Below are 17330 nucleotides of genomic sequence, written 5' to 3' on the forward strand. Positions count from 1 at the left end.
GGTCGTTATATTCTCCACCCGGTCGGAAGCGTCCGTTCCAGGGAAGCCGAAGTGAACGACGCTGGCAAAGAGCGCCAGCCCGGCCATGGTGGACAGGACAAGTATACGGGGCGAACGGATCATGCGGGGCATCCTGCCGAAATCGATTGTTGGGAAAGACAGATAGGATGTCAGCGATAAAAAGCAAAGACGACCGGCGACAGAAAATCGCGTCCCTTCGTCCCCGCCTCCTCACTCGCGACTATGATGGCGAGGAGGCAGGCGAGAAGCGAGACCATGGACGACACGCAGACAAGACAAATCTACAAACTCGCGCAATTGCGGCTACCGCCGCGACCATGCAGGCATTGTTACGCAAGGCAAATTTCAACCCTGACCAGCCGCGCACTCCGGCGGGAAATCCAGATGGCGGGCGATGGACGGATGGCCCATTATCCCTGTAGCCGAACGCCCTGATGATGTCGACCTGCGCCGCGAAGAGGGAAAGCGTGGTGCACACACGATTCGGAAACATGTGGGGAAGACAGATTCCGAGTTGATGGCAGGGATGGGGCCGCCGGCCAAATGGTGGCAGCCGGTCAAATTGGGCGTGTACCGCAACGGGTCCTTCTTTTCCCTTGAAGACGCGAATGCTTATGTTAATGAGACGTTGCGCGTTCACGAAGACACTGTCGCAAAGGTTGCGAACGGCACCCTCAAAAATGCCTTCCTGAAGTTGCGCGTCGGCCGAAGGATCGGCCGGGAGGCTTTTCGACCCGACTCCTACAGCGAACCGATCGTTCGATATGCCTATGAAGTCGGTGTCTACATCGAACACGACCCGTCGGACCCGAAGGGTTTTGTCGTGATAACAGCTTACCCGAGAAACGAGGAGCCCATGACCCTCAAATCCGCCAAGCCGCCGCAGGCCTTCGTCGACTTCGCCCAACGGATGTTTCAGGACGCGGAATTTTTCGAAACCTTGGAGGATTTGCTCCGGTTCGGACTGCAAGGCATTCCACGGGACAGGCTCGGCGATTTCACCGCCTTCGTGAAACGCATCGAGAACCACGAAATCGGCGACCGCGATCTCGAACGCCTGTGGCACGGTTCGGGCGCCGATGTCGGCTATCCGGCTCCGGGATTGCGCATCTTCCTGCATCGGGCGCGCGAACTTGCCGAACGGGAAGGTCCGGACGGGTCACTCTACAAGAAGAGACCGAAATGGTCCTCCACGCCGACATCGAAGGACCTGCTGTAGCAACCGCTTGGGGAATGCGGTTTCTAGCAGCCAAAACGCGATTCAATATTGCCGTCGCGCTTTTGGTCGTTACGGCCTATCCAAGAAATGAGGACTGGGAAGAACGCAGTCCGCCGCTTCCTTCCTCGGCCGAGCCCGGGACATGGCGGTACGGGAGGGACCGAGCGGCAAGCTCTATCGAACCCCCACCACGATGAATGAGGAACCGGGGCTCAAATTCGAATTTTAAGGAAATCGAGAAAACCACGCAGTCTTCAGGCAGTTCTAACGCAAAACAGCCGGGCTTTCGGCCCGGCTGTTTCGTCTTCCGATCAAACGGAAAGCTTATGCGGCGTCGGCAGCTTCTGCTTCGGCGGCAACGCGAGCGATGTCCTTGGCGCCCTTGGCCGAGGTGTCACGGTCAACGAATTCGATGACGGCGAGAGCCGCGTTGTCGCCGTGGCGGAAGCCGGCCTTCATGATGCGCAGGTAGCCGCCGTTACGGGTGGCGTAGCGCGATGCGATGGCATCGAACAGCTTGCCGACGACAGCAACGTCGCGGATCTGCGAGATGGCCTGACGACGGGCGTGCAGGTCACCGCGCTTGCCGAGCGTGACGAGCTTCTCGACGATCGGGCGGATTTCCTTTGCCTTCGGCAGGGTAGTGACGATCTGCTCATGTTCAATGAGCGATGCAGCCATGTTGGCGAACATTGCCTTGCGGTGGCTGGCGGTTCTGTTCAGCTTGCGGCCGGCTTTCTGGTGGCGCATTGCTATTCTCCTTAAATGCAGGTGCCCTTCACTTTATGGGCCTGCCGTTTCCTGGCACATACAGGTTTAAAAACCTGCTGTTTGACGGGGAAAGGCAGAGGGTTAACCTGCCTTTTGTTTGCTCAATACTGGTCTTCGTAACGCTTGGCGAGATCTTCGATGTTCTCGGGCGGCCATGCCGGCACTTCCATGCCGAGGTGCAGGCCCATGGAAGCGAGAACTTCCTTGATTTCGTTCAGGGACTTGCGACCAAAGTTCGGAGTGCGAAGCATTTCGGCCTCGGTCTTCTGAATGAGATCGCCGATATAAACGATGTTGTCGTTCTTCAGGCAGTTGGCCGAACGGACGGAAAGTTCCAGTTCGTCGACCTTCTTGAGGAGCGCCGGGTTGAACGCCAGTTCGGTGACGGCTTCTTCTTCGGCTTCCTTCTGCGGTTCGTCGAAGTTGACGAAGACGCCGAGCTGGTCCTGAAGGATGCGGGCCGCGAAAGCGACTGCATCTTCACCGGTGACGGAACCATCGGTTTCGATCTGCATGGACAGCTTGTCGTAGTCGAGAACCTGACCTTCGCGGGTGTTTTCCACCTTGTAGGACACTTTCTTGACCGGCGAATACAGGCTGTCGACCGGGATGAGGCCGATCGGCGCATCTTCCGAACGGTTGCGATCGGCCGGCACGTAGCCCTTGCCGTTATTGACGGTGAACTCCATGCGGATCTCGGCGCCCTCGTCGAGGGTGCAGATCACATGGTTCGGGTTGAGGATTTCGATATCGCCAACCGTCTGGATGTCACCGGCGGTTACAACGCCCGGACCCTGCTTGCGCACGACCATGCGCTTGGAATCATCGCCGTCCATCTTGATGGCGATTTCCTTGATGTTGAGCACGATGTCCGTCACGTCTTCCCGAACGCCCGGGATGGAGGAAAACTCGTGCAGCACGCCGTCGATCTGCACTGCGGTTACCGCAGCGCCGCGAAGCGACGACAGAAGAACGCGGCGAAGCGCGTTGCCGAGCGTCAGGCCGAAGCCACGCTCCAGCGGCTCGGCAACAAGGCTAACCTTGGTGCGGCCGGAGGAGGAGAACTCCACCTTGTTCGGCTTGATCAGTTCCTGCCAGTTTTTCTGAATCATATGTCTTGCCTTCCGTTCGTTGCCACCATCCAATCGTGGCAACCGAGCCTTGAAGCGCCGGAGGAAGCATGGCCTCCACCGGCTTGATGAATGTCACTGATCAGACGCGGCGCTTCTTGCGCGGGCGGCAGCCGTTGTGCGGGATCGGGGTCACGTCACGGATCGAGGTGATCATGAAGCCGGCAGCCTGCAGAGCGCGCAGAGCCGATTCACGGCCGGAACCCGGACCGCAAACTTCGACTTCCAGCGTCTTCATGCCGTGTTCCTGGGCCTTCTTGGCCGCATCTTCAGCAGCCATCTGAGCTGCGAACGGGGTCGACTTGCGCGAGCCCTTGAAGCCCTTCGAACCAGCCGACGACCAGGCGATCGCATTGCCCTGCGCGTCGGTGATGGTGATCATCGTGTTGTTGAACGACGAGTTGACGTGCGCAACGCCCGTGGAAATGTTTTTACGCTCGCGACGGCGAACGCGTGTGGCTTCCTTGGCCATGGTATACCTTTCGTTGATCTCTGCACCGCCGTAACACCAGCGGCTCCACCGGACAGAGGAACACCCCTGCCCTGAATTTCAATATGCGCGAACGGAGAGCCCGAACCGCGCGGCGATATCGTCACTGCCGTAATTCCAGCAGCTCCACCGGAGGCCGCATCAAAGCGCCCTTCCGAAACCACAAAAGAGGCCGGCGCCGGGCGCCAGCCTCTGCACTTCCCTTTTCAGGGAAATTACTTCTTCTTACCTGCGATCGCCTTTGCCGGGCCCTTGCGGGTGCGGGCATTGGTGTGCGTACGCTGACCGCGAACCGGCAGCGAGCGACGATGACGCAGGCCGCGGTAGCAGCCGAGGTCCATCAGGCGCTTGATGTTCATCGAGGTCTCGCGACGCAGATCGCCTTCGACCTGATAGTCACGGTCGATGGCTTCGCGGATCTGAAGAACTTCAGCATCCGTCAGCTGATGCACGCGACGTTCAGCCGGAATACCGACCTTCTCGACGATTTCCTGTGCGAATTTCGGACCGATCCCGTGAATGTAACGGAGCGCGATTACCACGCGCTTTGCCGTCGGGATGTTGACGCCAGCGATACGAGCCACGCCTGTTCTCCTTGCTTCCAGTTGCCATCCGGCAATAGGTGCTTCGTTATGCAGCCTTAAAAAGGGCCGACTGTTAAAGTGGTGTTCGGAACACGTCAAAAGAATCGCGCCCGGACTTCGTTGTTTTGAAATCCGCGCCGATCCCTTGCATGTAGCGAGTTAGCGCGGTCTTTGAAGGAATCGGCTGAAAAAGTCAACTCCCTGCCCGTCCTTTTTCAAGAAAGGGCCTTTTTAGGCATCGGCCGAAGCCGTTGCCAGTATCCTGTTGATTTCCGATGTCACCGTTTCAACCGATGCCATCCCGTCAACCGTCTTGAGCTCGCCCGTTGCCGCATAGTGCTCCGACAGCGGCGCCGTCTTTTCGCGATATTCGACGAGGCGCTTCTTGAACGCTTCCGGGTTGTCGTCGGAGCGAACCTTGCCGCCAGCGGCGAGAGTTTCCGCTACCCGATTCTCCATGCGCCGCACAAGCGCGCCTTCATCGACCTTGAGCTCGATCACTGCATCGAGGCCGAGCCCCTTGCCTTCGAGCATCTTGCCGAGCGCGACCGCCTGCGGAACGGTTCGCGGATAACCGTCGAGGATGAAGCCCTTCGCACAATCCGGGGCGTCGATGCGATTCGAAACGATCTCGTTGACGATTTCGTCCGAAACAAGCTGGCCGGCATCCATGACAGCCTTGGCGCGCTTGCCAACATCGCTCTGCTCGGCGACGGCGGCACGCAGCATGTCGCCTGTGGAAAGCTGGGGAATACCGTACTTCTCGGTCAGAAGCTTGGCCTGAGTTCCCTTGCCTGCACCTGGCGGTCCCAAAAATATCAGTCTCATCGGCCCCTCTTTCCTCCACGCAGCTTTGATTTCTTGATCAGCCCCTCATACTGCTGAGCAATCAGGTGACCCTGTACCTGTGCTACAGTATCAAGGGTCACGCTGACAACAATCAAAAGCGACGTACCACCAAGGTAGAACGGCACACCGGTCTGCGCGATCATGACTTCGGGCAGAATGCAGACGAACATCAGGTAGATGGCGCCAAGCACGGTAATGCGCGTCAGGACGTAGTCGATGTATTCGGCGGTGCGCTCACCCGGACGGATGCCGAGAATGAAGCCGCCGTGCTTCTTCAGATTATCGGCCGTATCCTTCGGATTGAAGACGATCGCCGTGTAGAAGAAGGCGAAGAACGCGATCATGCCGCCATACAGCACCATGTAGAGCGGCTGGCCGTGGCCAAGCGCGGCAACGACCGTTGTTGCCCAGGACGGCAGCGAGGCGGTGTTGGCGAAACCTGCAAGCGTCGCGGGCAGCAGCAGCAGCGACGAGGCAAAGATCGCCGGGATGACGCCGGAGGTATTGAGCTTCAGCGGCAGGTGCGACGTATCGCCCTGGAACATCTTGTTGCCGACCTGGCGCTTCGGATACTGGATCAAAAGCCGGCGCTGCGCACGCTCGACAAAGACAATCAGCGCGATGACAGCCACGACCATGACGATGATGGCGAGAATGAGCGGCGTCGACAGCGCACCCGTGCGGCCGAGTTCGAGCGTTCCGGCAAGAGCCGTCGGCAGATGGGCGACGATGCCCGCGAAGATGATCAGCGAGATGCCGTTGCCGATGCCGCGCGAGGTGATCTGCTCGCCGAGCCACATCAGGAACATCGTGCCGCCGAGCAGCGAGATGACCGTGGAGACCTTGAAGAACCAACCCGGATCGACGACGAGGCCGTTGCCGCTCTCAAGGCCGACTGCGATGCCATAGGCCTGCAGCGTGCCGAGCAGCACGGTACCGTAGCGGGTGTACTGGTTGATGACCTTGCGGCCCTGCTCGCCTTCCTTCTTCAACTGCTCGAGCGAAGGAACCACGGAGGTCATAAGCTGAACGATGATAGAGGCGGAAATATAGGGCATGATGCCGAGGGCGAAGATCGCCATACGCTCGACGGCGCCGCCGGAAAACATGTTGAAAAGGCCAAGGATGCCGCCGCTCTGGCCCTGGAAGGCTTGCGCAAAGGCTTCCGGATTGAGGCCGGGAAGCGGGATATAGGTGCCGAGACGATAAACCAGAAGGGCGCCGAGGGTGAACCAGAGGCGCTTTTTCAGATCTTCCGCCTTGGCGAACGTCGAAAAATTGAGATTAGAGGCAAGTTGTTCCGCTGCCGAGGCCATGCATTTCTCCGCGTAACCATCTCCGGCGGCGGGAGCCCAGCCAACTGCGGCGATGGTCAATCCGTTGGCATAATCTTTCTAAGAGGCGCTGGTGCCTTTGAGAAAGACAATGCGAGAAGTTGGTGCCACCCTGCCCTGCAGGGCAAAGCGACGGAGGGAGCCTAAACCGGTTGAAACGCGGATTGTCAAGCAATCTTGGCCTCACCGTGGCTTTTCTTCCAGAAACCGGCGCGACATTGGTGTCCGTCTCCGGCGTGAGGCTCACATATGGGAGCAAAATCGCCCGGTGTGAAGCACACCGGGCGATCAAACAGCAAATTATTCAGCAGCGCCCGAAAGCAGCTTGATCGAGCCGCCGGCCTTTTCGACCTTTTCGATCGCAGGCTTAGAAGCACCGGCAACTTCGAGCGAAAGCTTCGCCTTCAGTTCACCGTCGGCCAGGACGCGGATGCCGTCCTTGGCGCGGCGGATGACGCCGGCAGCCTTGAGGGCAGCAGCATCGACGGTCTTCGAAGCGTCGAGCTTCTTGGCGTCGATTGCGGTCTGGATACGGCCGAGCGATACGACAACAAAGTCCGAACGGAAGATGTTGTTGAAGCCACGCTTCGGCAGACGGCGGTAGATTGGCATCTGGCCGCCTTCGAAGCCGTTGATGGCAACGCCCGAACGAGCCTTCTGACCCTTGACACCGCGGCCGGCAGTCTTGCCGGAGCCCGAGCCGATACCGCGGCCGAGGCGCTTGCGGTTCTTGGTCGAGCCTTCGTTGTCCTTGATTTCATTCAGTTTCATGATGGTATCCCCCTCACTTCTCGTCGACGACGCGAACGAGGTGCTGGACGGCCCGGATCATGCCACGCACGGAAGGCGTATCTTCCAGCGTGCTGACCCGATGCATCTTGTTGAGACCGAGACCGACCAGCGTCGCGCGCTGTACGGCAGGCCGGCGAATGGGGCTACCGGTCTGAACGACCGTAACCGTCTTCTTTGCAACTTCTTTCTTGGCCATTGTTCAGACTCCCTTATTCTTCGGAAGCGACGCCGGCGGACGCACGACGGGCCTGGAGCGTGGCGTATTTCAGGCCGCGCTGTGCCGCGACGTCCTTCGGATGCGCCTGGTTCTTCAGGGCATCGAACGTCGCGCGAATCATGTTGTACGGGTTCGACGAACCGGTCGACTTCGCAACGACGTCATGCATGCCGAGCGTTTCGAAAACGGCGCGCATCGGACCACCGGCAATGATACCGGTACCCGGCTTGGCGGAGCGCAGCAGAACCTTGCCGGCGCCGTGACGGCCGTGAACGTCGTGATGAAGCGTGCGGCCCGAGCGCAGCGGAACGAAGATCAGTTCGCGCTTGGCGGCTTCGGTTGCCTTGCGGATGGCTTCCGGCACTTCACGTGCCTTGCCATGGCCGAAGCCAACGCGGCCCTTCTGGTCGCCGACGACGACGAGAGCAGCAAAGCCGAAACGACGGCCGCCCTTCACCACCTTGGCGACGCGGTTGATTGCTACGAGCTTGTCAACGAATTCGCTGTCGCGCTCCTCGCGGTTCTGGCGATCTTCGCGAGAACCTCTTTTTTCTTGTGCCATTGTCCTTTTCCTTTTTCTTTTCCGGGTGCAATCGGCAGATTGACAAAAGTCGCTTCGGTTTCTGTGAACCGAAGCGACCGGGTATTATCCGTGCAATCTCTTCAAGTCCAGACGGTAACGCCTGGAAAATTGCATCAGAAGTTCAGGCCGCCTTCGCGGGCTGCCTCGGCGAGCGCCTTGACGCGGCCGTGATAGATGAAGGCGCCACGATCAAAGACGACGTCCTTGATGCCGGCCTTCGAAGCGCGCTCCGCGAGGAGCTTGCCGACGGCAGCCGCGGCTGCCGTGTCAGCGCCCGTCTTCAAAGACGAACGCAGATCGGTGTCGAGCGTGGAGGCAGACGCAACGGTCTTGCCTGCAACGTCATCGATAACCTGTGCGTAGATGTTCTTCGACGAGCGATGAACCGACAGGCGCAGGCGGCCATTGGCGACTGCCTTGATTTGACGGCGCACGCGGCTGGCGCGGCGCACAAGTGTATCTTTCCTTGTAGCCATTTCGCGTGATCCTTACTTCTTCTTGCCTTCTTTGCGGACAATCCGCTCGCCGGCATACTTGACGCCCTTGCCCTTGTAGGGCTCGGGGCCACGGTATTCGCGGATTTCCGCGGCAACCTGGCCGACCTGCTGCTTGTTGATGCCGGTGACGACGATTTCCGTCGGCTTCGGCACAGCAATCGAAATGCCTTCCGGAGTCTGGTAGACCACGTCATGGCTGAAGCCGAGCGCGAGCTGCAGGTTCTTGCCCTGCATGGACGCGCGATAGCCGACGCCGTTGATTTCGAGCTTGCGCTCGTAGCCGTCCTTGACGCCCTTGAAGATGTTTTCGATCATCGTGCGGGACATGCCCCACTTCGAACGAGCATCCTTGGACTGGTCAACCGGGGTCACCGACACCGCGTTGTTGTCTTCCAGCTTCACGACGACTTCGTCGTTAGCAACGAAGAAGAGTTCACCTTTCGGGCCCTTTGCAGTCACCGTCTGGCCACTAACCGTGGCCGTGACACCTGCAGGAACCGGAACGGGCTTTTTACCGATACGAGACATATTTCAAACCTGTCTGTCCGTTATGGAGATCACTGCTGCCGTATTAGAATACGGAGCAGAGAACCTCGCCACCAACGTTCTGTTCGCGTGCCTGATGATCGGCCATCACACCCTTCGGAGTCGAAAGGATGGTGATGCCGAGACCGTTCGCGACCTGCGGAATGGACTTGACCGAGACATAAACTCGGCGGCCCGGCTTCGATACGCGGCCGATCTCACGGATCACCGACGCACCTTCGTAGTATTTCAGTTCGATGTTGATCTCGGACTTGCCGTTACCAAATTCGACTTCTGAGTATCCGCGGATGTAGCCTTCAGCCTGAAGGACATCCAGAACGCGTGCGCGCAGCTTGGAAGCCGGAGTGGAAACACTCGACTTGCGGCGTGCAGCACCGTTGCGGATACGGGTGAGCATATCGCCCAGCGGATCTGTCATTGCCATGTGCCCGTCTCCTTACCAGCTCGACTTAACAATGCCCGGCACCTTGCCGAAATTGCCAAGTTCACGAAGCGCAATACGCGACATCTTGAGTTTGCGATAATATGCGCGCGGACGACCGGTGACTTCGCAACGGTTGCGAACGCGGGTCTTGGATCCGTCGCGCGGGAGGCTCGCCAACTTCAGGGTCGCCTTGAAGCGATCTTCGATCGGAAGAGACTGGTTCATGATGATTGCCTTCAGGGCTGCCCGCTTGGAGGCATCCTGGGCAACCGACTTACGGCGGCGATTGTTCTTTTCAATTGCGCTCGTCTTCGCCATTCAACTTAATCCTTCTGCTTGTCGTTACGGCTTACTGGCGAAACGGGAAGTTGAACTCTGTGAGCAGAGCGCGCGCTTCGTCGTCGTTCGTTGCCGTCGTGCAAACGATGATGTCCATGCCCCACATCTGATCAACCTTGTCGTAGTTGATCTCAGGGAACACAATGTGTTCCTTGATACCCATGGCGAAGTTGCCACGGCCATCGAAGGACTTCGGATTCAGGCCGCGGAAGTCGCGAACACGCGGAAGCGCGATGTTCACCAGGCGGTCCAGGAATTCGTACATGCGAGCGCCGCGAAGGGTAACCTTGGCGCCGATCGGCATGCCTTCGCGCAGCTTGAAGCCGGCGATGGAGTTGCGGGCACGGGTGATGACCGGCTTCTGGCCGGCGATCGCTGCGAGGTCGGCAGCAGCAACGGTCGGCTTCTTGCTGTCGCCCGTCGACTCGCCAACACCCATGTTGATGACGATCTTGTCGAGACGCGGGATCTGCATGACGTTTGCGTAGGAGAACTTCTCCTGCATCGCCTTGCTGATGCGCTCAACATATTCCGTCTTCAGACGGGGTTCGTACTTCTTGGTGTCAGCCATCGATCACTTCTCCCGAACGCTTGGCCACACGGACCTTCTTGCCTTCGACAACCTTGAAGCCGACGCGGGTCGGCTTGCCATCCTTGTCGGCAACAGCAATGTTGGACAGGTGGATCGAAGCTTCCTTGTTGATGATGCCGGCTTCCTGGCTCTGGGTCTGGCGCTGGTGACGCTTCACCATGTTAACGCCACGCACAACAGCCCGGTCTTCCTTAGGCAGCACCTGGAGAACTTCTCCGGAGCGGCCCTTGTCCTTGCCGGTCAATACGACGACCTTGTCGCCCTTGCGAATCTTTTGCATCTCAATCGCTCCTTACAGTACTTCTGGAGCCAGCGAGATGATCTTCATGTGGTTCTTGGCGCGGAGTTCGCGCGGAACCGGTCCGAAGATACGGGTGCCGATCGGCTCTTTCTTGTTGTCGATAAGAACAGCTGCGTTGTTATCGAACCGGATGACGCTGCCGTCCGGACGACGGATGTCCTTGGCGGTGCGAACGACAACCGCCTTCATCACATCACCCTTCTTGACGCGGCCGCGCGGGATCGCTTCCTTGATCGAAACGACGATAATGTCGCCGACCGAAGCGTACTTGCGCTTGGAGCCGCCCAGCACCTTGATGCACATGACACGACGTGCGCCGGAATTATCCGCCACGTCGAGGTTTGTTTGCATCTGAATCATGTCAGGTCGCCTTCTTGTTGTTACCGGACCGGTTGGGCAACTGCCCCCTTCTCCGGCTTATGAAAACTTTGTTCCGCAGCGCCGCGCGCCGAACGGGCACGCAATGACGCTACAGCACTTTGAATAGCTGCACGTTTCGTCTTCAAATCGATTCCGAATGAGGGAATCGTACAGTCGCGCGGGATGGATCGTTGCCAGGGTGGTTTCCCAGACGGGACCTTCCGTGCGCTCAAAGCAAAAGAACGCTCGACACCGGAGCGTTCTGACGCTGCTTCATACAGATTTTTACGCCCGGCGCAAGAGCCAGGCGCAAATCTATCGGAATTAGGCCTGAACGGAAACGACCGTCCAGGTCTTGTCCTTGGAAATCGGCGCGCATTCCTCGATGGAAACGACGTCGCCGACCTTGTACTGGTTGTTCTCGTCGTGCGCCTTGTACTTCTTCGACCGGCGAACGGTCTTCTGGAAGATCGGGTGTGCAAAGCGACGCTCGACGCGGACCACTACGGTCTTGTCGTTCTTGTCGCTGACGACTGTGCCCTGCAGAATGCGTTTTGGCATATTCTTCGGTCCTTAAGCCTTGGCTTCTGCCGCCTTCTGGCGGGCAATGGTTTTCACGCGCGCAATATCCTTGCGGACTTCATTGATGCGCGACGATTTTTCGAGCTGGCCGGTGGCCTTCTGGAAGCGCAGGTTGAACTGCTCTTTCTTCAGCTTGGCAAGCTCTTCGTTGAGCTGATCTGCGCTCAGGGCGCGAACGGTCTCGGCTTTCATGGGCTTTACTCCTTACTCTGCAATGCGCTGTACGAAGCGCGTCTTGACAGAGAGTTTCGCAGCACCAAGGCGAAGCGCCTCGCGGGCGAGTTCTTCGCTGACGCCGTCGATTTCGAACATCATTCGGCCGGGCTTGACCTTGCAAGCCCAGTATTCGACCGAACCCTTACCTTTACCCATACGGACTTCGGTCGGCTTGGCCGTAACCGGAACGTCTGGGAATACGCGGATCCACACACGACCGGCACGCTTCATGTGACGGGTGATCGCGCGGCGGGCCGCTTCGATCTCGCGTGCGTTAACGCGGTTCGGCTCCTGAGACTTCAGGCCGAATTCACCGAAAGCAAGGTCGGAACCGCCCTTGGCAACGCCCTTGATGCGTCCCTTGAACTGCTTGCGGTACTTAGTACGCTTTGGCTGCAACATTTTTTTACTTCTCCGATATTAGCTGCCAGGAACGACTGTTACGCGTTTTCGCGACGGCGGTTGCTGCTGCTCGGGCCCTGTGCATCACTCTCGGACGCGCGACGCTCGGAAGCCATCGGATCGTGCTCGAGGATTTCGCCCTTGAAGATCCAGACCTTGATGCCGCAGATACCAAAAGCGGTCGAGGCTTCGGCTACACCGTAGTCGATGTCGGCGCGAAGCGTGTGCAACGGCACGCGGCCTTCGCGGTACCATTCGGTACGGGCGATTTCTGCACCGCCGAGGCGGCCGGCGCAGGTGATCTTGATGCCTTCGGCGCCAAGACGCATGGCCGACTGAACAGCGCGCTTCATCGCACGGCGGAAAGCAACGCGGCGTTCCAGCTGCTGGGCGATCGACTGGGCAACGAGGGTCGAGTCAACTTCCGGCTTGCGAACTTCAACGATGTTGAGGTGCGTTTCGGAGTTGGTCATCTCGGAAAGCTTCTTGCGGAGCTTTTCGATGTCTGCGCCCTTCTTGCCGATGATCAGGCCCGGACGAGCCGAGTGGATCGTGACGCGGCACTTCTTGTGCGGACGCTCGATGACCACCTTGGCGATACCGGCCTGCTTCAGTTCTTCCATCAGGTAAGCGCGAATCTTCAGGTCTTCATGAAGAAGCTGACCGTATTCGGCGTTGTCTGCGAACCAGCGGCTGTCCCAGGTGCGGTTGATGCCGAGGCGGAAGCCGACTGGATTGATCTTCTGACCCATTATGCGGCCTCCCCTTTGGCTTCGACTTCGCGAACAACGATCGTCAGATGCGCGAAAGGCTTTTCGATACGCGATGCACGGCCACGGCCACGAGCGTGGAAACGCTTCATGACGATGGACTTGCCGACGTAGGCTTCGGCGACGATCAAGCTATCGACGTCGAGATCGTGGTTGTTCTCTGCGTTTGCAATCGCGGACTCGAGGGTCTTCTTGACCGTGTCCGAGATACGCTTGCGCGAGAATTCCAGTTCGGCCAGAGCCCGGTCGACCTTCTTGCCGCGGATCATCGCGGCAACCAGGTTGAGCTTCTGGGGGCTGACGCGGATCGTGCGCGCAATTGCCTGCGCCTCATTATCCTTCAGCCGGCGTTCGGCTTTTGCCTTGCCCATAATTACTTCCTCTTTGCCTTCTTGTCCGCACCGTGACCGTAATAGGTCCGGGTCGGAGAGAATTCACCGAACTTGTGACCGACCATGTCTTCCGACACGGAAACCGGCACATGCTTGCTGCCATTGTAGACGCCGAAGGTCAGACCGACGAACTGCGGCAAGATGGTGGAGCGACGGCTCCACATCTTGATCACTTCGTTACGACCGCCTTCACGAACCTTCTCAGCCTTCTTGAGAAGATAGCCGTCAACAAACGGACCTTTCCATACTGAACGAGCCATTGGAGACTTCCTCTCTTACTTCTTACGCTGATGACGCGAGCGCATGATGAACTTGTCGGTGGACTTGTTCGAACGCGTGCGCTTGCCCTTGGTGGGCTTGCCCCACGGGGAGACCGGATGACGGCCACCCGAGGTACGGCCTTCACCACCGCCGTGCGGATGGTCAACAGGGTTCATGACGACGCCGCGAACGTGCGGGCGCTTGCCGCGCCACACCGAACGGCCGGCCTTGCCGTCGTTGATGTTGCCGTGATCGGGGTTCGACACAGCGCCGACCGTTGCAAGGCAGGAGCCATGCACCAGGCGCTGTTCACCGGAGTTGAGGCGAAGGATCGCCATACCCTGGTCGCGACCGACGAGCTGGACGTAGGCGCCAGCCGAACGGGCGATCTGGCCGCCCTTGCCCGGCTTCATCTCGACGTTGTGAACGATCGAACCAACCGGCATATACTGAAGCGGCATGGTGTTGCCCGGCTTCACGTCAACCTGCTTTTCCGAAGCGATCACCTTGTCGCCGGCAGCAAGACGCTGCGGAGCAAGGATGTAGGCCTGCTCGCCATCGGCATAGTTGATGAGCGCGATGAAGGCGGTGCGGTTCGGGTCGTATTCGATGCGCTCGACCGTGCCCTCGACGTCGAACTTGCGACGCTTGAAGTCGATCAGACGGTAGGTCCGCTTGTGACCGCCGCCCTGGAAGCGCACCGTGATGCGACCGGTGTTGTTACGACCGCCCTTGGAGGACAGGCCTTCGGTCAGCGCCTTGACGGGCTTGCCCTTCCAGAGGCCGGACCGGTCGACGATGACCAGCTGACGCTGGCTCGGGGTCGTCGGATTGAAACTTTTCAATGCCATTGTTCTATTCCTCAGAGTCCGGTGGAGACGTCGATGGTCTGACCGTCAGCAAGTGTGACGATCGCCTTCTTGACGTCCTTCTGCCGGCCGGCGAAGCCGCGGAAACGCTTCAGCTTGCCCTTGCGGAGCAGCGTGTTCACAGCCGTGACCTTGACGCCGAACAGTGCTTCGACGGCAGCCTTGATTTCCGGCTTCGACGCACCCTTGGCGACGTTGAAGATGATCTGGTTCTGTTCAGAAACCAGCGTCGACTTTTCGGTGATCGAAGGAGAAACGATCACATCATAGTGGCGAAGGTCAGTCATTTGAACCGCTCCTCAAGAGCTTCAACTGCAGCCTTGGACAAGACGAGCTTGCCGCGGCGCAGAATATCGTAAACATTGATGCCCTGGACCGGCAGAACGTCCACGTTCGGGATGTTCTGGGCTGCGAGCTTGAAGTTGCTGTCGAGCTCGACGCCACCGATGAACAGTGCATTGGTCAGGCCGAGCGTCGCGAATGCGCCGGTCAGCGTCTTCGTCTTGGCTTCGGCGGCAACCAGGTTGTCGACGATGATCAGCTCTTCAGCGCGAAGCTTGGCCGACAGCGCGTGGCGCAGGCCGAGAGCGCGAACCTTCTTCGGCAGGTCATGAGCGTGGCTGCGAACAACCGGGCCATGAGCCTTACCGCCGCCGCGGAACTGCGGAGCGCGCGCCGAATGGTGACGAGCGCGGCCCGTACCCTTCTGCTTGAACATCTTGGCGCCGGTGCGCGAAACTTCTGCGCGACCCTTGGCCTTGTGCGTGCCCTGCTGCTTCTTGGCGAGCTGCCAGCGAACGACGCGGGCAATGATATCTTCGCGAGGCTCGAGACCGAAGATCGCGTCGGACAGGGAGACCTGGCCGGCTTCTTTTCCCTCGAGGGTGGTGACTTTGAGATCCATGATCTGGCCCCCTTACTTGGCTGCGCGCACGGCGGCAGGACGCGGAGCGTCAGCCGGGGTGCCGGACTTGATGGCGTCGCGAACGACGATCCATGCGCCCTTGGAGCCGGGTACGGCGCCCTTGACGAGGATCAGACCGCGGTCTTCATCGGTGGAGACCACTTCCAGGTTCTGGGTGGTGATGCGCGTCTGGCCCATGTGACCAGCCATGCGCTTGCCCTTCCAGACGCGGCCCGGATCCTGGTTGGAACCCGTCGAACCATGCGAGCGGTGTGATACGGACACGCCGTGCGTTGCACGCAGACCGCCGAAGTTATGACGCTTCATCGCACCCGCGAAACCCTTACCGGCAGATGTACCGGTAACGTCGACGAGCTGGCCCGCGACGAAGTGGCTTGCGGTCAGTTCGGCGCCGACGTCGATCAGATTGTCCGACGAGACGCGAAATTCGACGACCTTGGCCTTCGGCTCGACGCTTGCGGCAGCAAACTGGCCGCGCAGCGCCTTGTTGGTATTCTTGACCTTGGACTGGCCGGCACCCAGCTGAACTGCGGTGTAGCCATTCTTGTCTTCCGTGCGATGGGCAACTACCTGGCAGTTCTCCATCCGCAATACTGTTACCGGGATATGCTCCCCGGCGTCGTTGTAGACGCGGGTCATTCCCACTTTCTGTGCAATCACACCTGAACGCATTGGTTCATTCCTCTTGAGAGTTAGTGATGGAGAAAACTCCCTCACATCTCTGGTTTAAGGTCTCCCTTTTTCATCCGATCCAAATGGGATCATCCGATCAAAGGGTCGCCCGTTTTTGGAAGCCGTTGGACCGAAGTCCACGTACCTTCCTTGTTTTTAAAGCTTGATTTCTACGTCCACGCCGGCAGCCAGATCGAGCTTCATCAGCGCGTCAACGGTCTGCGGGGTAGGATCGACGATATCGAGGAGACGCTTGTGGGTGCGCATCTCGAACTGTTCACGGCTCTTCTTGTCCACGTGGGGCGAGCGGTTGACCGTAAATTTTTCAATCCGCGTCGGAAGCGGCACCGGACCACGAACCGAAGCGCCTGTGCGCTTGGCCGTCGAAACGATTTCCCGCGTGGAGGCATCAAGAATCCGGTGATCAAACGCCTTGAGGCGGATACGGATATTCTGGCCGTTCATTCGAGTTATCCTTGTTGTTAAGCAAACGCCCCAGGTGAGGCAGTTCGTTATTCGTTTCCGGGTGCTGATGCTTCAAAGAGCACAAAGAGCAAATCGCTCTCTGTCCGATTCTGCAATTCGACCCGCCACATATACGGAATCGGCGTCCGACACAATGACCGAACGCCTACGGAAGCACGATTTTTCGCGCTTCCGTTAATTCGAGAGGCATACGATTTTATTCGCATGCTTCGACCAACAAATGATCGAGGAAGCGGCGCCTATGGCGCGCCGCTTCCAACCGAGTTTATTACTCGACGATGGATGCGACGATGCCGGCGCCGACGGTGCGGCCGCCTTCGCGGATGGCGAAGCGCAGCTTTTCTTCCATCGCGATCGGCACGATCAGCTCGACGGCAACGGTGACGTTGTCGCCCGGCATGACCATTTCCGTGCCTTCCGGCAGCGACACGATGCCGGTCACGTCCGTCGTGCGGAAGTAGAACTGCGGACGGTAGTTGGTGAAGAACGGCGTATGACGGCCGCCCTCTTCCTTCGTCAGGATGTAGGCTTCAGCCATGAACTTCTTGTGCGGCTTGACCGAACCCGGCTTGCACAGGATCTGGCCACGCTCGACGCCGTCACGGGTGACGCCGCGCAGGAGCGCACCGATGTTGTCGCCGGCCTGGCCCTGGTCGAGCAGCTTGCGGAACATTTCAACGCCGGTGCAGGTCGTCTTCGTCGTCGG

General features: G+C 59.0%; 29 protein-coding genes and 1 pseudogene. 2 read left to right on the forward strand and 28 right to left on the reverse strand.

Features of this window, described 5'->3' with window-relative positions; genetic code table 11:
- Window positions 1-415 precede the first annotated feature (415 nt).
- Together A3AY_RS41570 and A3AY_RS40715 are read left to right on the forward strand one after the other, a co-directional pair.
- Window positions 416-850: pseudogene (locus tag A3AY_RS41570) on the forward strand (RNase A-like domain-containing protein); the annotation flags it as partial.
- Between the two features lie 27 nt (window positions 851-877).
- On the forward strand, window positions 878-1240 hold the full coding sequence (locus A3AY_RS40715) for a hypothetical protein (RefSeq protein WP_154663328.1): 363 nt from the start codon (window positions 878-880) through the stop codon (window positions 1238-1240).
- Window positions 1241-1564: 324 nt separating this feature from the next.
- On the opposite strand, the gene rplQ is transcribed toward A3AY_RS40715, so the two are convergent.
- The 28 genes from rplQ to A3AY_RS0124295 form a co-directional block, all read right to left on the reverse strand.
- Window positions 1565-1990: a 50S ribosomal protein L17 gene (rplQ, locus tag A3AY_RS0124160; protein WP_018328261.1), complete on the reverse strand. Its 426-nt coding sequence runs from the start codon at window positions 1988-1990 to the stop codon at window positions 1565-1567.
- Between the two features lie 122 nt (window positions 1991-2112).
- Window positions 2113-3123, reverse strand: coding sequence for a DNA-directed RNA polymerase subunit alpha (locus tag A3AY_RS0124165; RefSeq protein ID WP_018328262.1), 1011 nt, complete (start codon window positions 3121-3123; stop codon window positions 2113-2115).
- Window positions 3124-3223: 100 nt separating this feature from the next.
- The gene (rpsK, locus tag A3AY_RS0124170; protein ID WP_018328263.1) at window positions 3224-3613 is read right to left on the reverse strand and encodes a 30S ribosomal protein S11; all 390 of its coding nucleotides are present in this window, start codon (window positions 3611-3613) and stop codon (window positions 3224-3226) included.
- Between the two features lie 233 nt (window positions 3614-3846).
- On the reverse strand, window positions 3847-4215 hold the full coding sequence (gene rpsM, locus A3AY_RS0124175; RefSeq protein WP_018328264.1) for a 30S ribosomal protein S13: 369 nt from the start codon (window positions 4213-4215) through the stop codon (window positions 3847-3849).
- Between the two features lie 231 nt (window positions 4216-4446).
- On the reverse strand, window positions 4447-5043 hold the full coding sequence (locus A3AY_RS0124180) for an adenylate kinase (RefSeq protein WP_018328265.1): 597 nt from the start codon (window positions 5041-5043) through the stop codon (window positions 4447-4449).
- Window positions 5040-6380 carry a preprotein translocase subunit SecY gene (secY, locus tag A3AY_RS0124185; RefSeq protein WP_018328266.1) on the reverse strand — a complete coding sequence of 447 codons (1341 nt, stop codon included), beginning with the start codon at window positions 6378-6380 and terminating at the stop codon, window positions 5040-5042. The genes A3AY_RS0124180 and secY overlap by 4 nt, the downstream gene beginning before the upstream one ends.
- Before the next feature lie 318 nt (window positions 6381-6698).
- On the reverse strand, window positions 6699-7169 hold the full coding sequence (gene rplO / locus A3AY_RS0124190; protein ID WP_018328267.1) for a 50S ribosomal protein L15: 471 nt from the start codon (window positions 7167-7169) through the stop codon (window positions 6699-6701).
- 13 nt (window positions 7170-7182) lie between these two features.
- Entirely contained in the window at window positions 7183-7386 is a 204-nt protein-coding gene (gene rpmD, locus A3AY_RS0124195; RefSeq protein WP_018328268.1) for a 50S ribosomal protein L30, read from the reverse strand.
- A 13-nt stretch (window positions 7387-7399) separates the two neighbouring features.
- Entirely contained in the window at window positions 7400-7969 is a 570-nt protein-coding gene (gene rpsE / locus A3AY_RS0124200; protein WP_018328269.1) for a 30S ribosomal protein S5, read from the reverse strand.
- 134 nt (window positions 7970-8103) lie between these two features.
- Window positions 8104-8466 carry a 50S ribosomal protein L18 gene (gene rplR, locus A3AY_RS0124205; protein WP_018328270.1) on the reverse strand — a complete coding sequence of 121 codons (363 nt, stop codon included), beginning with the start codon at window positions 8464-8466 and terminating at the stop codon, window positions 8104-8106.
- Between the two features lie 12 nt (window positions 8467-8478).
- On the reverse strand, window positions 8479-9015 hold the full coding sequence (gene rplF / locus A3AY_RS0124210; RefSeq protein ID WP_018328271.1) for a 50S ribosomal protein L6: 537 nt from the start codon (window positions 9013-9015) through the stop codon (window positions 8479-8481).
- A 43-nt stretch (window positions 9016-9058) separates the two neighbouring features.
- Window positions 9059-9457, reverse strand: a complete 399-nt coding sequence (gene rpsH, locus A3AY_RS0124215; RefSeq protein WP_018328272.1) for a 30S ribosomal protein S8 — start codon at window positions 9455-9457, stop codon at window positions 9059-9061.
- A 12-nt stretch (window positions 9458-9469) separates the two neighbouring features.
- Entirely contained in the window at window positions 9470-9775 is a 306-nt protein-coding gene (gene rpsN, locus A3AY_RS0124220) for a 30S ribosomal protein S14 (RefSeq protein WP_018328273.1), read from the reverse strand.
- Window positions 9776-9806: 31 nt separating this feature from the next.
- Entirely contained in the window at window positions 9807-10367 is a 561-nt protein-coding gene (gene rplE, locus A3AY_RS0124225; RefSeq protein ID WP_018328274.1) for a 50S ribosomal protein L5, read from the reverse strand.
- The gene (rplX, locus tag A3AY_RS0124230) at window positions 10360-10668 is read right to left on the reverse strand and encodes a 50S ribosomal protein L24 (protein WP_018328275.1); all 309 of its coding nucleotides are present in this window, start codon (window positions 10666-10668) and stop codon (window positions 10360-10362) included. Before rplX ends, rplE begins: the two co-directional genes overlap by 8 nt.
- Before the next feature lie 12 nt (window positions 10669-10680).
- Window positions 10681-11049 (reverse strand): 50S ribosomal protein L14, encoded by a 369-nt coding sequence (rplN, locus tag A3AY_RS0124235; RefSeq protein WP_018328276.1) that lies wholly within the window; start codon window positions 11047-11049, stop codon window positions 10681-10683.
- Window positions 11050-11373: 324 nt separating this feature from the next.
- Window positions 11374-11610, reverse strand: coding sequence for a 30S ribosomal protein S17 (gene rpsQ / locus A3AY_RS0124240; RefSeq protein ID WP_018328277.1), 237 nt, complete (start codon window positions 11608-11610; stop codon window positions 11374-11376).
- A 12-nt stretch (window positions 11611-11622) separates the two neighbouring features.
- Complete coding sequence (rpmC, locus tag A3AY_RS0124245; RefSeq protein ID WP_018328278.1) at window positions 11623-11823, reverse strand: 50S ribosomal protein L29; 201 nt, start codon at window positions 11821-11823, stop codon at window positions 11623-11625.
- A gap of 12 nt (window positions 11824-11835) precedes the next feature.
- Window positions 11836-12249, reverse strand: a complete 414-nt coding sequence (gene rplP, locus A3AY_RS0124250) for a 50S ribosomal protein L16 (RefSeq protein WP_018239489.1) — start codon at window positions 12247-12249, stop codon at window positions 11836-11838.
- A gap of 38 nt (window positions 12250-12287) precedes the next feature.
- Entirely contained in the window at window positions 12288-13001 is a 714-nt protein-coding gene (rpsC, locus tag A3AY_RS0124255) for a 30S ribosomal protein S3 (RefSeq protein WP_018328279.1), read from the reverse strand.
- The gene (gene rplV / locus A3AY_RS0124260) at window positions 13001-13390 is read right to left on the reverse strand and encodes a 50S ribosomal protein L22 (protein WP_018328280.1); all 390 of its coding nucleotides are present in this window, start codon (window positions 13388-13390) and stop codon (window positions 13001-13003) included. Before rplV ends, rpsC begins: the two co-directional genes overlap by 1 nt.
- Before the next feature lie 2 nt (window positions 13391-13392).
- Window positions 13393-13671, reverse strand: a complete 279-nt coding sequence (gene rpsS, locus A3AY_RS0124265; RefSeq protein ID WP_018328281.1) for a 30S ribosomal protein S19 — start codon at window positions 13669-13671, stop codon at window positions 13393-13395.
- A gap of 15 nt (window positions 13672-13686) precedes the next feature.
- Complete coding sequence (gene rplB, locus A3AY_RS0124270; protein WP_018328282.1) at window positions 13687-14523, reverse strand: 50S ribosomal protein L2; 837 nt, start codon at window positions 14521-14523, stop codon at window positions 13687-13689.
- Window positions 14524-14534: 11 nt separating this feature from the next.
- Window positions 14535-14828: a 50S ribosomal protein L23 gene (locus A3AY_RS0124275; protein WP_018328283.1), complete on the reverse strand. Its 294-nt coding sequence runs from the start codon at window positions 14826-14828 to the stop codon at window positions 14535-14537.
- On the reverse strand, window positions 14825-15445 hold the full coding sequence (gene rplD / locus A3AY_RS0124280; RefSeq protein WP_018328284.1) for a 50S ribosomal protein L4: 621 nt from the start codon (window positions 15443-15445) through the stop codon (window positions 14825-14827). Before rplD ends, A3AY_RS0124275 begins: the two co-directional genes overlap by 4 nt.
- A 12-nt stretch (window positions 15446-15457) precedes the next feature.
- On the reverse strand, window positions 15458-16138 hold the full coding sequence (gene rplC / locus A3AY_RS0124285; protein ID WP_018328285.1) for a 50S ribosomal protein L3: 681 nt from the start codon (window positions 16136-16138) through the stop codon (window positions 15458-15460).
- A gap of 156 nt (window positions 16139-16294) precedes the next feature.
- Complete coding sequence (gene rpsJ, locus A3AY_RS0124290; RefSeq protein ID WP_003507767.1) at window positions 16295-16603, reverse strand: 30S ribosomal protein S10; 309 nt, start codon at window positions 16601-16603, stop codon at window positions 16295-16297.
- Between the two features lie 289 nt (window positions 16604-16892).
- Window positions 16893-17330: EF-Tu C-terminal domain-related protein (locus tag A3AY_RS0124295; RefSeq protein ID WP_018325896.1), on the reverse strand; the 438-nt coding region annotated here is incomplete at its 5' end.

Origin of the sequence: Rhizobium giardinii bv. giardinii H152, assembly GCF_000379605.1 — a bacterium.
In the GTDB taxonomy this organism is placed as follows: domain Bacteria; phylum Pseudomonadota; class Alphaproteobacteria; order Rhizobiales; family Rhizobiaceae; genus Pararhizobium; species Pararhizobium giardinii.

What these genes read in the sequence shown, in the direction of transcription:
- A3AY_RS40715 (WP_154663328.1), top strand. Translation starts at nt 878, where the DNA reads ATGACCCTCAAATCCGCCAAGCCGCCGCAGGCCTTCGTCGACTTCGCC.
- rplQ (WP_018328261.1), bottom strand. Translation starts at nt 1,990, where the DNA reads ATGCGCCACCAGAAAGCCGGCCGCAAGCTGAACAGAACCGCCAGCCAC.
- A3AY_RS0124165 (WP_018328262.1), bottom strand. Translation starts at nt 3,123, where the DNA reads ATGATTCAGAAAAACTGGCAGGAACTGATCAAGCCGAACAAGGTGGAG.
- rpsK (WP_018328263.1), bottom strand. Translation starts at nt 3,613, where the DNA reads ATGGCCAAGGAAGCCACACGCGTTCGCCGTCGCGAGCGTAAAAACATT.
- A3AY_RS0124180 (WP_018328265.1), bottom strand. Translation starts at nt 5,043, where the DNA reads ATGAGACTGATATTTTTGGGACCGCCAGGTGCAGGCAAGGGAACTCAG.
- secY (WP_018328266.1), bottom strand. Translation starts at nt 6,380, where the DNA reads ATGGCCTCGGCAGCGGAACAACTTGCCTCTAATCTCAATTTTTCGACG.
- rplO (WP_018328267.1), bottom strand. Translation starts at nt 7,169, where the DNA reads ATGAAACTGAATGAAATCAAGGACAACGAAGGCTCGACCAAGAACCGC.
- rpmD (WP_018328268.1), bottom strand. Translation starts at nt 7,386, where the DNA reads ATGGCCAAGAAAGAAGTTGCAAAGAAGACGGTTACGGTCGTTCAGACC.
- rpsE (WP_018328269.1), bottom strand. Translation starts at nt 7,969, where the DNA reads ATGGCACAAGAAAAAAGAGGTTCTCGCGAAGATCGCCAGAACCGCGAG.
- rplR (WP_018328270.1), bottom strand. Translation starts at nt 8,466, where the DNA reads ATGGCTACAAGGAAAGATACACTTGTGCGCCGCGCCAGCCGCGTGCGC.
- rplF (WP_018328271.1), bottom strand. Translation starts at nt 9,015, where the DNA reads ATGTCTCGTATCGGTAAAAAGCCCGTTCCGGTTCCTGCAGGTGTCACG.
- rpsH (WP_018328272.1), bottom strand. Translation starts at nt 9,457, where the DNA reads ATGGCAATGACAGATCCGCTGGGCGATATGCTCACCCGTATCCGCAAC.
- rpsN (WP_018328273.1), bottom strand. Translation starts at nt 9,775, where the DNA reads ATGGCGAAGACGAGCGCAATTGAAAAGAACAATCGCCGCCGTAAGTCG.
- rplE (WP_018328274.1), bottom strand. Translation starts at nt 10,367, where the DNA reads ATGGCTGACACCAAGAAGTACGAACCCCGTCTGAAGACGGAATATGTT.
- rplX (WP_018328275.1), bottom strand. Translation starts at nt 10,668, where the DNA reads ATGCAAAAGATTCGCAAGGGCGACAAGGTCGTCGTATTGACCGGCAAG.
- rplN (WP_018328276.1), bottom strand. Translation starts at nt 11,049, where the DNA reads ATGATTCAGATGCAAACAAACCTCGACGTGGCGGATAATTCCGGCGCA.
- rpsQ (WP_018328277.1), bottom strand. Translation starts at nt 11,610, where the DNA reads ATGCCAAAACGCATTCTGCAGGGCACAGTCGTCAGCGACAAGAACGAC.
- rpmC (WP_018328278.1), bottom strand. Translation starts at nt 11,823, where the DNA reads ATGAAAGCCGAGACCGTTCGCGCCCTGAGCGCAGATCAGCTCAACGAA.
- rplP (WP_018239489.1), bottom strand. Translation starts at nt 12,249, where the DNA reads ATGTTGCAGCCAAAGCGTACTAAGTACCGCAAGCAGTTCAAGGGACGC.
- rpsC (WP_018328279.1), bottom strand. Translation starts at nt 13,001, where the DNA reads ATGGGTCAGAAGATCAATCCAGTCGGCTTCCGCCTCGGCATCAACCGC.
- rplV (WP_018328280.1), bottom strand. Translation starts at nt 13,390, where the DNA reads ATGGGCAAGGCAAAAGCCGAACGCCGGCTGAAGGATAATGAGGCGCAG.
- rpsS (WP_018328281.1), bottom strand. Translation starts at nt 13,671, where the DNA reads ATGGCTCGTTCAGTATGGAAAGGTCCGTTTGTTGACGGCTATCTTCTC.
- rplB (WP_018328282.1), bottom strand. Translation starts at nt 14,523, where the DNA reads ATGGCATTGAAAAGTTTCAATCCGACGACCCCGAGCCAGCGTCAGCTG.
- A3AY_RS0124275 (WP_018328283.1), bottom strand. Translation starts at nt 14,828, where the DNA reads ATGACTGACCTTCGCCACTATGATGTGATCGTTTCTCCTTCGATCACC.
- rplD (WP_018328284.1), bottom strand. Translation starts at nt 15,445, where the DNA reads ATGGATCTCAAAGTCACCACCCTCGAGGGAAAAGAAGCCGGCCAGGTC.
- rplC (WP_018328285.1), bottom strand. Translation starts at nt 16,138, where the DNA reads ATGCGTTCAGGTGTGATTGCACAGAAAGTGGGAATGACCCGCGTCTAC.
- rpsJ (WP_003507767.1), bottom strand. Translation starts at nt 16,603, where the DNA reads ATGAACGGCCAGAATATCCGTATCCGCCTCAAGGCGTTTGATCACCGG.